At 51.0% G+C, this 14,495-nt stretch carries 14 protein-coding genes; 11 read left to right on the forward strand and 3 right to left on the reverse strand.

What is annotated here, in order from left to right; translation table 11 throughout:
* Window positions 1-259: 259 nt before the first annotated feature.
* Both ampG and N1249_RS04885 read right to left on the reverse strand, forming a co-directional pair.
* A complete protein-coding gene (ampG, locus tag N1249_RS04880) occupies window positions 260-1,735 on the reverse strand; it encodes a muropeptide MFS transporter AmpG (protein ID WP_259834992.1) in 1,476 nt (491 codons plus the stop codon).
* 46 nt (window positions 1,736-1,781) lie between these two features.
* On the reverse strand, window positions 1,782-2,360 hold the full coding sequence (locus N1249_RS04885; RefSeq protein WP_014069123.1) for a lipoprotein: 579 nt from the start codon (window positions 2,358-2,360) through the stop codon (window positions 1,782-1,784).
* Window positions 2,361-2,665: 305 nt separating this feature from the next.
* Here N1249_RS04885 and bolA point away from each other — a divergent pair, with 305 nt between their 5' ends.
* From bolA to N1249_RS04940, 11 genes are all read left to right on the forward strand, one after another.
* Complete coding sequence (gene bolA, locus N1249_RS04890) at window positions 2,666-2,983, forward strand: transcriptional regulator BolA (protein WP_041162004.1); 318 nt, start codon at window positions 2,666-2,668, stop codon at window positions 2,981-2,983.
* Window positions 2,984-3,315: 332 nt separating this feature from the next.
* Window positions 3,316-4,614, forward strand: a complete 1,299-nt coding sequence (gene tig / locus N1249_RS04895; RefSeq protein ID WP_259834996.1) for a trigger factor — start codon at window positions 3,316-3,318, stop codon at window positions 4,612-4,614.
* Between the two features lie 260 nt (window positions 4,615-4,874).
* Window positions 4,875-5,498, forward strand: coding sequence for an ATP-dependent Clp endopeptidase proteolytic subunit ClpP (clpP, locus tag N1249_RS04900; RefSeq protein ID WP_020885210.1), 624 nt, complete (start codon window positions 4,875-4,877; stop codon window positions 5,496-5,498).
* Between the two features lie 127 nt (window positions 5,499-5,625).
* Entirely contained in the window at window positions 5,626-6,900 is a 1,275-nt protein-coding gene (gene clpX, locus N1249_RS04905) for an ATP-dependent protease ATP-binding subunit ClpX (protein WP_010428107.1), read from the forward strand.
* 183 nt (window positions 6,901-7,083) lie between these two features.
* Window positions 7,084-9,438: an endopeptidase La gene (gene lon / locus N1249_RS04910; RefSeq protein ID WP_259834997.1), complete on the forward strand. Its 2,355-nt coding sequence runs from the start codon at window positions 7,084-7,086 to the stop codon at window positions 9,436-9,438.
* A 210-nt stretch (window positions 9,439-9,648) separates the two neighbouring features.
* Window positions 9,649-9,921, forward strand: a complete 273-nt coding sequence (gene hupB, locus N1249_RS04915; RefSeq protein ID WP_002444653.1) for a nucleoid-associated protein HU-beta — start codon at window positions 9,649-9,651, stop codon at window positions 9,919-9,921.
* Window positions 9,922-10,133: 212 nt separating this feature from the next.
* Window positions 10,134-12,005, forward strand: a complete 1,872-nt coding sequence (ppiD, locus tag N1249_RS04920) for a peptidylprolyl isomerase (protein WP_259834998.1) — start codon at window positions 10,134-10,136, stop codon at window positions 12,003-12,005.
* Window positions 12,006-12,153: 148 nt separating this feature from the next.
* Entirely contained in the window at window positions 12,154-12,540 is a 387-nt protein-coding gene (locus tag N1249_RS04925; RefSeq protein ID WP_259834999.1) for a helix-hairpin-helix domain-containing protein, read from the forward strand.
* A 99-nt stretch (window positions 12,541-12,639) separates the two neighbouring features.
* Window positions 12,640-13,038 (forward strand): YbgC/FadM family acyl-CoA thioesterase, encoded by a 399-nt coding sequence (locus tag N1249_RS04930; protein WP_259835000.1) that lies wholly within the window; start codon window positions 12,640-12,642, stop codon window positions 13,036-13,038.
* Between the two features lie 48 nt (window positions 13,039-13,086).
* On the forward strand, window positions 13,087-13,440 hold the full coding sequence (locus N1249_RS04935) for a type II toxin-antitoxin system RelE/ParE family toxin (RefSeq protein ID WP_259835001.1): 354 nt from the start codon (window positions 13,087-13,089) through the stop codon (window positions 13,438-13,440).
* The gene (locus tag N1249_RS04940) at window positions 13,427-13,756 is read left to right on the forward strand and encodes an addiction module antidote protein (protein ID WP_259835002.1); all 330 of its coding nucleotides are present in this window, start codon (window positions 13,427-13,429) and stop codon (window positions 13,754-13,756) included. Before N1249_RS04935 ends, N1249_RS04940 begins: the two co-directional genes overlap by 14 nt.
* A 1-nt stretch (window position 13,757) precedes the next feature.
* Here the strand turns inward: N1249_RS04940 and queC are convergent, their stop codons facing one another.
* Window positions 13,758-14,453 carry a 7-cyano-7-deazaguanine synthase QueC gene (gene queC, locus N1249_RS04945; RefSeq protein WP_259835004.1) on the reverse strand — a complete coding sequence of 232 codons (696 nt, stop codon included), beginning with the start codon at window positions 14,451-14,453 and terminating at the stop codon, window positions 13,758-13,760.
* Window positions 14,454-14,495: the final 42 nt, after the last annotated feature.

Here is a 14,495-nt window from a genome sequence, read left to right on the forward strand (position 1 = left end):
GGCAATTGGTATAACCATTATCAAAAATATACAAATAATTAACAATTAATTATCAATAAAAAGACAATTAAAAAACGAAAATTCAATCTTTCAAATGCTGAATCGTTTAATGAAAAATAGCTCAGCGGAATGGGCTCCAATAATTTCCAAATTCTATCCCGCACAAAACAACAAATATTTTTTTTACCGACTGGCGGTTATTTCACCGTTATAATTTCGCCTGGTGATTACAACGGGAAATAACCTTTCGTTTTTTACTTCAGGTTGTGGGCATTTTACGTAATGCCAGGAAATCGAGCGCGCCGCCAGTCAGGATCCCGGCGATAGCCAGCAGGGCTCCAGCGTCGAGCAGAAGGGCTTCGAAGGGAAGCGTAAGAGGGGTTGTTGCATTAAAAATTAACACTACGAGCCATAATGCGAGCGCCAGGCAACCCACCATCAACAGGCGTAAAGCAAATCGATAGGCGTGTTGATATTCGGTGCGTGGCATAAAATGTTCGGTTTTCTGCGTATATTCCAGCGTCTGACGACAAACCAGTAACAATAAGATCCCCGGCACCGCAGCGACGACCGAGAAAAGATAGAATGTCGGCCAGCCGTGTGCTTCAACAAACCAGCCAGCAATCGGGCCAACATAAACACGCCCTACGGCCGAAAGCGCCGAGAGCAAGGCAAACTGGGTGGCGGAAAACGACTTATTGCACAAGGTCATCAGCAGCGCGACAAATGCCGCAGTTCCCATGCCGCCACACAGGTTTTCAAAGAAAACGGCGGTGGCCATGGTGATCATGTGCTTGTCGGTAATCGACAGCATCCAGTACCCGGCGTTTGAAATACCCTGCAAGATACCGAAGATTAACAACGCCCGGAACAGCGTCAGCCGTTGCATCAATACACCGCCGTACAGCGCGCCGACAATAGTGGCAAAGAGCCCCAGCGTTTTGTTGACCACGCCGACTTCACCCGCATCAAACCCGACGCCGCGGATCAGGAAGGTTGTCGTCAGGCTCATGGCAAATGCATCGCCAAGCTTATAAAGGACAATCAGCAGCAGAATAAGCCAGGCATTATTGCGGCCAAAGAAGTCACGCAGGGGTTCGGCAACGGCCTGTTCCAGGGAGCGAGGTACAGGGATCACATCGCTCGGTTCAGGTGCGAAGAGGGTGGCGATAATGCACGGGATCAGCAGTGCGGCCATTAGCCAGTACATGCCCTGCCAGCCGAGGTAACGGTCGGCAAGCCACAGCGCCAGCCCGCCGGAAACCAACATACCCAGACGATAGCCCAGCACGCTGATTGCCGCGCCAGCACCGCGCTCTTCTGCGGGCAGAACGTCCGTTTTCCAGGCATCAAATACGATGTCCTGAGAGGCAGAACAGAATGCAATCACCACGGCCAGTGCTGCCATCCAGCGCAGCTGGGTCGCAGGCTCCAGGAACCCCATGGCGGCAATCGCCAGCAACAGCAGAATCTGGGTCATCACCAGCCAGCCGCGACGACGCCCCAGGAACGGTGGGGTGTAGCGGTCCATAACCGGTGACCACAGGAATTTGAAAACGTACGCCTGCCCCACCAGAGAGAAGAAACCGATGGTTTTAAGATCGATGTTTTCTACTGTCATCCAGGCCTGAAGCGTGCCGGAGGTGAGCGCGAGCGGTAAACCGGAGGCGAAGCCGAGGATCAGCAGAATGGCTGATTTCGGTTGCTGGAAAATGCGTAAGTAGTGACTGGACATGAGTCTATAGCGCTGACCCGGCGAAGCGCCGGGTCAGGAAGCAGGATTAACGAGCGTTCTGCTTGATAAAGTCGTGGATGCTGGTGTCCTGAGCCATATCTGCGATGGTGTCGGTCAGCACGCTGTTAACAGCGTCAGCAATATTTTTGTTGGAAGCCTGGAAAGCCCCTTCAACGGAGTAGCTGGCGCGGTAGTTTTTGTTCATCTTATTGCCGTTCTTCGCGGTGGCGATGATGGCGATATCCGCTTTGGTGGCAATATTGTAACGCACGTTACCCTGGGAAACGTCTGCGTACAGGTTGTTGACGATGATCTGCAAATCAACAGCGCCGCTTGGGCCAACCATATAACCGCGCGCGGTCATTTGCTTCTCGAGCACTTCCTGCAACAGGAAGCGCAGGTCGCGGGAGGCGGTCAGCGTTACCTGCTGGTTGTCACGGGTCACTTTTGCCAGTGCCTGATCCTGACGCTGGTCAGCACCGTTAATGCTCACGGTCACGCCCATCAGACTAGGATCCTGCTGAGGCAGGGTGATTTTTGGTGAGACATCAATAGTTGTTGGCGGGGTAGCGCAGCCTGCCAGCATAAAAAGTGCTACCAACGGAAAGAAGATTTTTTTTAACATTTTCAGGTTCTCAACGAATCGTAAGCATATAGAGAGAAAAATTGCCGCCATCATAACATCGCCAACGGCCAGGGGAAGTGGTCAACGCATGTAAATTCATCGCCTTGTCTGAAAACTGACCAGCTTACTGTTTTTCTCCGCCTGTGAATGACAAAACGTATGAGCCTCACAGTGAACTTCATTCGTTTGGCTGAGAAAATCAGACGAAAGCTAAATATTTGTTGTGTTGTTGTAATGGAACCGGTAAAAGCGGCTAACATTTAAAGGGATGGGTGACATCTTAGCGTTGTCGGAGGAGTAATTTCATGATGATACGTGAGCAAATAGAAGACAAATTAAGGGCAGCGTTCAACCCCGTTTTCCTCGAAGTCGTCGATGAAAGCTATCGTCACAACGTACCGGCAGGGTCTGAAAGTCATTTTAAAGTGGTGTTGGTAAGTGACCGCTTCGCTGGAGAGCGTTTTCTTAATAGACACCGTATGATCTACGGCACGTTAACCGAAGAACTTTCGGCAACGGTTCATGCACTGGCGCTTCATACATACACCATCAAAGAATGGGAAGGCTTGCAGGATACGGTTTTTGCATCGCCACCTTGTCGCGGTGCAGGCACTATCGCCTGAAAAATCGTATTTGCAACCGCTGGAGTTTTTCCAGTATGTTGCTAGCAGATTACGTCAAAACGGCCTCCGGGCCGTTTTGTTTTGTCTGAGTTTTGAGCGTATGGTGCGTTTTTAAGGCTAAAAATAGCCTTAAAGTGTGAAAAAAGCCGCAGCAACATGCCCTAACCGTTCTCGACTCACCTAAGTGATGCCGCTATAATGCCGCGTCTTAATGAATGTCTTCGGGATGATTCTGGCGACAGGGAATGTGAATCTGCTAAATAGAGAGCATCCCGGTATTGCGAGACAGATTCAGAGTTGACCGAGCACTGTGATTTTTTTGAGGTAACAAGATGCAAGTTTCAGTTGAAACCACTCAAGGCCTTGGCCGCCGTGTAACGATTACTATCGCTGCTGACAGCATCGAAACTGCTGTGAAAAGCGAGCTGGTCAACGTATCAAAAAAAGTACGTATTGACGGCTTCCGTAAGGGTAAAGTACCGATGAATGTTGTTGCTCAGCGTTATGGCGCCTCCGTGCGTCAGGATGTGCTGGGTGACCTGATGAGCCGCAACTTTATCGATGCGATCATCAAAGAAAAAATCAATCCAGCTGGCGCGCCGAACTACGTTCCAGGCGAATACAAACTGGGCGAAGACTTCACCTACTCTGTAGAGTTCGAAGTGTACCCAGAAGTTGAGCTGAAAGGTCTGGAATCTATCGAAGTTGAAAAACCGATCGTTTCCGTTACCGACGAAGACGTAGACGGGATGCTGGATACCCTGCGCAAGCAGCAGGCGAACTGGAAAGATAAAGAAGGCGCTGTTGACGCGGAAGACCGTGTAACCATCGACTTCACCGGTTCTGTAGACGGCGAAGAGTTCGAAGGCGGTAAAGCGTCTGACTTCGTACTGGCAATGGGCCAGGGTCGTATGATCCCGGGCTTCGAAGACGGTATCAAAGGCCACAAAGCTGGCGAAGAGTTCACTATCGACGTGACCTTCCCGGAAGAATACCACGCTGAAAACCTGAAAGGTAAAGCAGCGAAGTTCGTTATCAACCTGAAGAAAGTTGAAGAGCGCGAACTGCCAGAACTGACTGAAGAATTCATCAAACGTTTCGGCGTTGAAGATGGTTCTGTAGCCGGTCTGCGTACTGAAGTACGTAAAAACATGGAACGCGAGCTGAACGGCGCTGTGCGTAACCGTGTGAAATCTCAGGCGATCGAAGGCCTGGTGAAAGCGAACGAAATCGACGTTCCAGCTGCACTGATTGACAACGAAATCGACGTTCTGCGCCGTCAGGCTGCTCAGCGTTTCGGTGGCAACCAGCAACAAGCGATGGAACTGCCGCGCGAACTGTTCGAAGAGCAAGCTAAACGCCGTGTGGTTGTTGGTCTGCTGCTGGGCGAAGTGATTCGTACCCACGAACTGAAAGCTGACGAAGAGCGTGTGAAAGGCCTGATCGAAGAGATGGCTTCTGCATACGAAGATCCGTCAGAAGTTGTCGAGTTCTACGGTAGCAACAAAGAACTGATGGACAACATGCGCAACGTAGCGCTGGAAGAGCAGGCTGTTGAAGCGGTACTGGCGAAAGCTAAAGTGTCCGAAAAAGCGATCTCTTTCAACGAACTGATGAACCAGCAGGCGTAATTTCGTCTCAACGGTTTAAAGTTTGAACAAAAAACCCGTTGCCTTCCGGCGACGGGTTTTTTTTATCGCACCAATAGCCCAGGAAGAGTGCTAAAACGCCCTTTCAGTGTTAGCGTAACAACAAAAGGTTGTTATGCTTGAAATAGGGCGTTGCGAACCCCATAAGTATGTAATGACGATGAATGAGACTGGCTGATAATCCGTCCATAAGGTTACAATCAGTACAGCAGGTGTTTTCAATTTTGATCCAGGAGACGGAAATGTCATACAGTGGCGAACGAGATAACTTTGCACCCCATATGGCTCTGGTGCCAATGGTTATTGAACAGACCTCACGTGGTGAGCGTTCTTTTGATATCTATTCCCGTCTGCTCAAGGAACGCGTTATCTTTCTGACCGGCCAGGTGGAAGACCACATGGCTAACCTGATCGTGGCGCAGATGCTGTTTCTGGAAGCGGAAAACCCGGAAAAAGACATTTACCTGTATATTAACTCACCTGGTGGCGTGATCACGGCGGGTATGTCTATCTACGACACCATGCAATTCATCAAGCCGGATGTGAGCACTATCTGTATGGGACAGGCGGCATCCATGGGCGCCTTCCTGTTAACCGCAGGTGCGAAAGGTAAGCGTTTCTGCCTGCCAAACTCCCGCGTGATGATTCACCAGCCGCTGGGCGGATATCAGGGCCAGGCGACGGATATCGAAATCCACGCACGCGAAATTCTGAAAGTAAAAGCGCGCATGAATGAACTTATGGCGCAGCATACGGGTCAATCCCTTGAGCAGATCGAGCGCGATACCGAGCGCGATCGCTTCCTCTCTGCATCAGAGGCAGTTGAGTACGGCTTAGTCGACTCCGTATTGACCCATCGTAATTGATGCCCGCGACGCGAGTGTGCCGCTATACTAAGGTAGGGCGGCACGCTGCTTGAGAGCAGCTTGCGTCTGAGAATGGCATTTGCGTCGTCATGTGCGGCACAAAGAACTTAAAAAGAGGTTTGGACTCATGACAGATAAACGCAAAGATGGTTCGGGCAAACTGCTGTACTGCTCTTTTTGCGGCAAAAGCCAGCATGAAGTGCGTAAACTGATTGCCGGGCCGTCCGTGTATATCTGCGACGAATGTGTCGACTTATGTAATGACATCATTCGCGAAGAGATTAAAGAAGTAGCACCTCACCGTGAGCGTAGCGCGTTGCCAACCCCGCATGAGATTCGTCATCACCTTGACGACTATGTCATCGGTCAGGAACAAGCTAAAAAAGTGCTGGCGGTGGCGGTTTATAACCACTACAAACGCCTGCGTAACGGCGATACCAGCAATGGCGTAGAACTGGGTAAAAGTAACATTCTGCTGATCGGCCCTACCGGGTCCGGTAAAACGCTGCTGGCTGAAACGCTGGCACGCCTGCTGGATGTTCCGTTCACAATGGCTGATGCCACCACGCTGACCGAAGCCGGTTACGTGGGTGAAGATGTAGAAAACATCATCCAGAAATTGTTGCAGAAGTGCGATTACGATGTGCAGAAAGCGCAACGTGGGATCGTTTATATCGATGAGATCGATAAGATCTCCCGTAAGTCCGACAACCCATCCATTACGCGTGACGTGTCGGGCGAAGGCGTGCAGCAGGCACTGCTGAAGCTTATCGAAGGTACCGTTGCTGCTGTTCCACCGCAGGGGGGTCGTAAACATCCGCAGCAGGAATTCCTGCAAGTGGATACCTCCAAGATCCTGTTTATCTGTGGTGGTGCGTTTGCGGGTCTGGACAAAGTTATCTCACACCGCGTTGAAACCGGCTCCGGTATTGGTTTTGGTGCGACGGTGAAGTCGACGTCTGAAAAACCGAACGAAGGCGAACTGCTGTCACAGGTGGAACCGGAAGATCTGATCAAATTTGGTCTGATCCCTGAGTTCATCGGCCGTCTGCCGGTTGTCGCAACGCTGAATGAGCTGAGCGAAGACGCTCTGATTCAGATCCTGAAAGAACCGAAAAATGCACTGACTAAACAGTATCAGGCATTGTTCAATCTGGAAGGCGTTGAGCTGGAGTTCCGTGACGAAGCGCTGGATGCTATTGCGAAGAAAGCAATGGTGCGTAAAACCGGTGCTCGTGGTCTGCGCTCCATCGTTGAAGCTGCGCTGCTCGATACCATGTACGATCTTCCCTCTATGGAAGATGTCGAAAAAGTGGTTATTGATGAGTCAGTCATTGGTGGTCAAACGAAGCCGCTGCTGATTTACGGTAAGCCTGAAGCACAGCAGGCATCTGGCGAATAATTCACCAAATCATACAAGCAGTTATTAAAAAAGGGGGGATTTTATCCCCCCTTTACTTTTTCCGTATTCATGGCGTTGAATGTGTGGGAAACATCCCCATATACTGCTTACATGTTAATGGTTGTGTGAAGCACAGTTACACAACCTGATTACCTGGCGGACACTAAACTAAGAGAGAGCTCTATGAATCCTGAGCGTTCTGAACGCATTGAAATCCCCGTATTGCCGTTGCGCGATGTGGTGGTTTATCCGCACATGGTCATACCCTTATTTGTAGGGCGGGAAAAATCTATCCGTTGCCTTGAAGCCGCCATGGATCATGATAAAAAAATCATGTTGGTTGCGCAGAAAGAAGCTTCAACGGATGAGCCGGGTGTAAACGATCTTTTCACCGTCGGGACCGTGGCCTCTATTTTACAAATGCTGAAACTGCCAGACGGCACCGTCAAAGTGCTGGTCGAAGGTTTGCAGCGTGCGCGTATTACCACTCTGTCTGACAATGGTGAACACTTCTCTGCAAAAGCAGAGTACCTCGATTCGCCGCAGCTTGATGAACGTGAGCAGGAAGTGCTGGTGCGCACGGCCATTAGCCAGTTTGAAGGCTATATCAAGCTGAACAAGAAAATCCCACCAGAAGTGCTGACGTCGCTGAACAGCATTGACGATCCTGCACGTCTGGCGGATACCATCGCTGCTCACATGCCGCTGAAGCTGGCAGACAAACAGTCTGTGCTGGATATGTCCGACGTGAATGAACGTCTGGAATATCTGATGGCGATGATGGAATCCGAAATCGATCTGCTCCAGGTTGAGAAACGCATTCGCAACCGCGTGAAAAAGCAGATGGAGAAATCCCAGCGTGAGTACTATCTGAACGAGCAAATGAAGGCGATTCAGAAAGAACTCGGCGAAATGGATGACGCTCCGGACGAAAACGAAGCGCTGAAGCGTAAGATCGACGCGGCAAAAATGCCGAAAGAGGCGAAAGAAAAAGCCGAAGCAGAACTGCAAAAGCTGAAAATGATGTCTCCGATGTCGGCTGAAGCGACTGTTGTTCGCGGTTACATTGAGTGGATGGTTCAGGTTCCGTGGAATGCCCGCAGCAAGGTCAAAAAAGACCTGCGTCAGGCTCAGGAAATCCTCGATACCGACCACTACGGCCTTGAGCGCGTCAAAGACCGTATCCTTGAGTATCTCGCGGTGCAGAGCCGTGTGAATAAGCTCAAGGGCCCAATTCTGTGCCTGGTAGGGCCTCCAGGGGTAGGTAAAACCTCTCTGGGTCAGTCTATTGCCAAAGCGACCGGGCGTAAGTACATCCGTATGGCGCTTGGCGGCGTGCGCGATGAAGCTGAAATTCGCGGACACCGTCGTACTTACATCGGTTCAATGCCGGGCAAACTGATTCAGAAGATGGCGAAAGTGGGGGTTAAAAACCCGCTGTTCCTGCTCGATGAAATCGACAAAATGTCCTCTGACATGCGTGGCGATCCGGCGTCAGCACTGCTTGAAGTGCTGGATCCAGAGCAGAACGTTGCGTTCAGCGATCACTATCTGGAAGTTGACTACGATCTGAGCGATGTGATGTTCGTAGCGACCTCTAACTCCATGAACATTCCGGCTCCATTGCTGGATCGTATGGAAGTGATCCGTCTGTCCGGTTACACCGAAGACGAAAAACTGAACATCGCCAAACGCCATTTGCTGTCTAAGCAGATTGAGCGTAACGCACTGAAAGATAGCGAGATCACGGTTGACGATAGTGCCATTATCAGCATTATTCGTTACTACACGCGTGAAGCGGGTGTCCGTAGCCTTGAGCGTGAAATCTCTAAACTGTGCCGTAAGGCGGTTAAACAGCTGCTGCTGGATAAGTCCCTGAAGCACATCGAGATTAACGGTGACAATCTGCACGAATATCTGGGTGTTCAGCGTTTCGACTACGGTCGTGCGGACAGCGAGAACCGTGTAGGCCAGGTTACCGGTCTGGCATGGACGGAAGTGGGCGGCGATCTGCTGACCATCGAAACCGCCTGTGTTCCGGGCAAAGGTAAACTGACGTACACCGGCTCCCTGGGTGAAGTGATGCAGGAGTCCATTCAGGCTGCGCTGACTGTGGTGCGCGCGCGCGCGGAGAAACTGGGTATTAACCCGGATTTCTACGAAAAACGCGATATCCACGTCCACGTACCTGAAGGTGCAACACCGAAAGATGGCCCAAGCGCGGGTATTGCCATGTGTACGGCACTGGTTTCGTGTCTGACCGGGAACCCGGTGCGTGCCGATGTGGCGATGACGGGCGAAATCACGCTGCGTGGTCAGGTTCTGCCAATTGGTGGTCTGAAAGAAAAACTTCTGGCTGCACACCGCGGTGGGATCAAAACCGTATTAATTCCGCACGAAAATAAGCGCGACCTGGAAGAGATTCCGGACAACGTTATTGCCGATTTGGACATCCATCCGGTGAAGCGTATTGAGGAAGTTCTGACTCTCGCATTGCAGAATGAACCCTCTGGAATGCAGGTTGTAACTGCAAAATAGTGACCTCGCGCAAAGAGCGTCAATAAAAACAAGGCTGGTAAGTCATTTCGGACTTGCCAGCCTTTTTTTGTATAGCTAATTTAGATTGCTGATTGGGCTAGCCATCAACAACGGGTGTTGTAAGGTCATGGCAGGCCTGATATAACTGCTGCGCGGTCGCGCTGTGAAGGATTCAGGTGCGATATAAATTATAAAGAGAGGAAGAGAACAGTGAATAAATCTCAACTGATTGACAAAATTGCTGCGGGTGCTGATATTTCTAAAGCTGCAGCTGGACGTGCGTTAGATGCTTTAATTGCTTCTGTTACTGAATCTCTGCAAGCTGGGGACGATGTTGCACTGGTAGGTTTCGGTACTTTTGCGGTTAAAGAGCGTGCTGCCCGTACTGGCCGTAACCCTCAGACCGGTAAAGAGATCACCATTGCTGCTGCTAAAGTGCCGGGCTTCCGTGCCGGTAAAGCGCTGAAAGACGCAGTAAACTGATTGCTTTCTCGTTTCAGGGAAGCTGAAAAGTACAAGGGCGCATCATTTGATGTGCCTTTTTTGTTTGTCCAGACCTGATTTGTTCGAGTTTATGCGAGTTGTGGGCTGACAATTGCCCCGGTTTCTTGTCACAATACGACTTTACGCGCGACGGTAAGGATTTTCCGTCAGCGTCAGGTAACCAGTCACCTACAGCGGAGTGTTGTTACACCATGATGGACAGCTTACGCACGGCTGCTAACAGTCTCGTGCTCAAGATTATTTTCGGTATCATTATCGTGTCGTTCATTTTGACCGGCGTGAGCAGTTACCTTATCGGCGCTGGCGCCAACTATGCCGCAAAAGTGAATGGCCAGGAAATCAGCCGTGGGCAGTTCGAGAACGCTTTCGCGGGTGAACGTAACCGTATGCAGCAACAGCTGGGCGATCAGTTCTCAGAGCTGGCGGCAAATGAAGGTTACATGAAAACCCTGCGTCAGCAGACGCTGAACCGCCTGATTGACGAAGCACTGCTTGACCAGTATGCCAGGAATCTGGGTCTGGGTATCAGCGACGAACAGGTTAAAAAAGCCATTTTCTCTACCCAGGCATTCCAGTCTAACGGCAAATTCGATAACGCACGCTACAACAGTATCGTTAATCAGATGGGCATGACTGCAGACCAATACGCCCAGGCGCTGCGCAATCAGCTGACAACCCAGCAATTGATCAATGCCGTGGTTGGTACCGATTTTATGCTCAAAGGCGAAACTGACGAGCTGGCTGCTCTGGTGTCTCAGCAGCGTGTTGTCCGTGAGGCAACCATTGATGTTGCTGCCCTGGCGGCGAAACAGCAGGTGAGCGATGACGAAGTTAATGCTTACTATGAGCAGAACAAGAACGCCTTCGTTGCGCCAGAACAGTTCCGTGTAAGCTACATCAAACTGGATGCTGCTGCGTTGCAGGAAACAGCCTCTGACGCAGACATTCAGTCTTACTACGATCAGCATCAGGATCAGTTCACTCAGCCTCAGCGTAACCGTTACAGCGTGATTCAGACCAAAACTGAAGCTGATGCTAAAGCCGTGCTGGATGAGCTAAACAAAGGCTCTGATTTCGCGACGGTAGCCAAAGCAAAATCCACTGACATTATCTCCGCAAAAAATGGCGGTGATATGGGCTGGCTGGAAGATGCAACCACCCCGGATGAACTGAAAAATGCTGGCCTGAAAGAGAAAGGTCAGCTGTCTGGTGTTATCAAATCTTCCGTTGGCTTCCTGGTTGCACGTCTGGACGACATCGAAACGGCGAAAACCAAGCCCCTGGCTGACGTTCGTGACGATATCGCCTCGAAAGTGAAACAGGAAAAAGCGCTGGATGCCTTCTATGCCTTGCAGCAGAAAGTGAGTGACGCTGCCAGCAATGACAACGAATCACTGGCGGGTGCAGAGCAGGCCGCAGGCGCGAAAGCGGTTGAGACGGGCTGGTTTGGCCACGACAACCTGCCGGAAGAGCTGAACTTTAAGCCAGTTTCTGATGCCATCTTTAACGGTGGTCTGGTGGGCGAGAATGGCACTCCGGGTAGCAACTCTGACATCATTACCGTGGACGGCGACCGTGCATTCGTTCTGCGTGTGACTGAGCACAAAGCAGAGGCGGTAAAACCGCTGGCTGAAGTGAAAGATCAGGTTGTCGCACAGGTTAAGCACAACAAGGCAGAGCAGCAGGCGAAACTGGATGCTGAGAAGATCCTGGCCGACCTGAAAGCAGGCAAAGATGATGCGCTGAAAGCGGCGGGTCTGAGCTTCGGTGAGGCGAAAACGCTGAGCCGCACGGGTCAGGATCCTGTCAGCCAGGCGGCATTTGGTCTTAGCCTGCCTGCGAAAGATAAGCCAAGCTTCGGTACAACCTCCGACATGCAGGGTAACATTGTTCTGCTGGCGCTGGATGAAGTGAAAGCAGGCACCATGCCGGAAGCGCAGAAGAAAGCGATGGTTCAGGGCATTACGCAAAACAATGCACAGATCGCGTTCGAAGCAATGATGAGCAACCTGCGTAAAGAAGCTAAAATCAAGCTGGGTGACATCATTACTCAGCAGCAATAATTACGTATCTGCTCGCAGATTTTCGTAACGTACTGCAATACCTAAAGGCCGCTTTCGCGGCCTTTTCCATTTCTGCAATCTGCTGTTTGTACATGTTTTGCGGCGCGGCTATCGTGATGTGGCTGTCAACAAACAAGGAGATAACAGCATGAAACGTGGAATCAAAGCTCTCTTCATTACTCTGGCGCTTGCCAGCGGCGGGATTGTACAAGTGGCGAATGCTGCGACGGCGGTCGATAAATCACCGGCTGTGCAGACTAAAGCCGAGTCATCGGTAAATGGGCAGTCAGTTTCGCCATCAAAAGCGGTGCCTGGCACCAAAAGCGCAGATGATGACGGTACGCGAGTCAGTATCAACTCAGCGTCTGCGGAAGATCTCGCCCGCGCAATGAACGGTGTCGGGCTGAAAAAAGCGCAGGCTATCGTCAGCTACCGTGAAGAGTACGGTCCTTTTAAAACCATCGACGATCTTAAGCAAGTTCCGGGCATGGGCAGTTCACTGGTTGAGCGCAACCTCTCACACCTGACGTTGTAATCACGCAATTACTTGCACAGCGGCAAAAATTTGCCAGGATAAAGAGGTCATACCAGCTATGACCTCTAATCCTATAACAACAGTAAAGGCTATTGCGCTATGCAGACAAAAATCAAAGTCCGCGGGTATCACCTCGATGTGTACCAGCATGTGAATAACGCCCGCTATCTCGAATTTCTTGAAGAGGCTCGCTGGGAAGGGCTGGAAAACAGCGAAAGCTTTCAGTGGCTGACTGCGCACAACATCGCATTCGTGGTCGTCAACATCAATATCAATTACCGTCGTCCGGCCGTGCTGGGAGATGTCCTTACCGTCACCAGCCAGGTTCAGCAGCTAAACGGGAAAAGTGGTGTGTTAAGCCAGGTCGTCACACTGGATCCTGAAGGGCAGGTGGTTGCCGATGCGCTGATCACCTTTGTCTGTATTGATCTTAAAACTCAGAAAGCGCTGCCGCTGGATGGAGAGTTGCGTGAAAAGCTGGAGTTGATGATCGTGTAGATTTTTTGTCTTTTATAAAAGACAAAAGGTTTTGTCAGGGATAGAATAATGGACAGGGACTACGTTGTTGAACGTTACCGGACCCGTGACGGGAAAGTGCCGTTTGAGGAGTGGGTAGCCAGAATGAATCGAAAGGATCCGGATATGGTTTTCCGGATCCTTATGCGGATTAACCGTGCGATAAAGCGTAATTTTGGCGATTACAGGTATCTCAGGGAAGGTGTCTGGGAGATGCGATTCGACAGTGGCCCCGGCTACAGAATCTATTTTTCAGTAGAGAATCGGCAGGTTTTATTGTTACTGATCGGTGGTGACAAAAAGAGCCAAAAAGCAGATATCAAACTGGCAATAGATTACTGGAAAGATCATCAAACAAAAGGACATTCCAATGAGCACCGCTGAACGAAAATATTCGAGCTCCGTTAGCCACCATGATGCTGTTGTGAAAATGCTGCGAGAGAATCCTTCCTACGCTCAGCGTTATCTGCAAACAGCCCTGGAAGAGATCTATGAAGACCAGGGGATCCCTGCCTATCTCATTGCACTCCGTCAGGTCATCGAAGCGCGAGGCGGTATCGGAGAAATTTCTACCAAAGCAGGTCTTTCCCGTCAGCAACTCTACCGAACCTTGTCTGACAACGGCAACCCAACGCTGACGACGCTAATGAAAGTCACGCGTGCTGCCGGTGTAAAACTGTTCGACAGCACGGCGAAGTAACTTATTTCAGCCCGGCTTTTTTCTGCAAAGCGGCCATCACGCCAGCTTTATCAGCCAGATAGTGGTTCAGCCCATTCGCGCGCAGATTACAGGCCGCGCACTGGCCGCAACCGTCGCCCTTAATGCCGTTGTAGCAGGTGAGGGTTTCGCTGCGGACCATATCCAGCTTGCCCCAGTAGTCGGCCAGCGCCCAGGTCTCTGCCTTATCGAGCCACATCAGCGGCGTTTCAAAGCGGATATCTTTCGCCATTCCCAGATTTACCGCGTGATTGAGCGCTTTAACAAACTCATCGCGGCAGTCCGGGTAGCCGGAGAAGTCGGTTTCACAGACGCCGGTGATCACGGCTTCGGCTTTCACCTGCCAGGCGTAAATCGCCGTCAGGGTCAGGAACAGGATGTTACGACCTGGTACGAAGGTATTCGGAATACCGCTGGCATCAGGTTCGTAGTCAGGAACAGGAATACTGTCGCGGGTCAGGCTACTGACGGCCAGTTCATTCAGCAGCGTAACGTCCAGTACCTTGTGCGCGCGCGCGCCCAGTTTCAGCGCCAGTTCGCGGGCAACATCGATTTCAGCACGATGACGCTGACCATAATCGAAAGTGACACAGTGAACTTCATCATACTGATGAAGGGCCTGAACCAGGCAGGTAGTGGAATCTTGTCCTCCGCTGAACACGACGACGGCACGTTTCATAAATTATCTCGACAGTGACGGTAAAAGCGTCATGTTACCGCC

The organism is Enterobacter sp. CP102 (assembly GCF_025152625.1).
In the GTDB taxonomy this organism is placed as follows: Bacteria; Pseudomonadota; Gammaproteobacteria; order Enterobacterales; family Enterobacteriaceae; genus Enterobacter; species Enterobacter soli.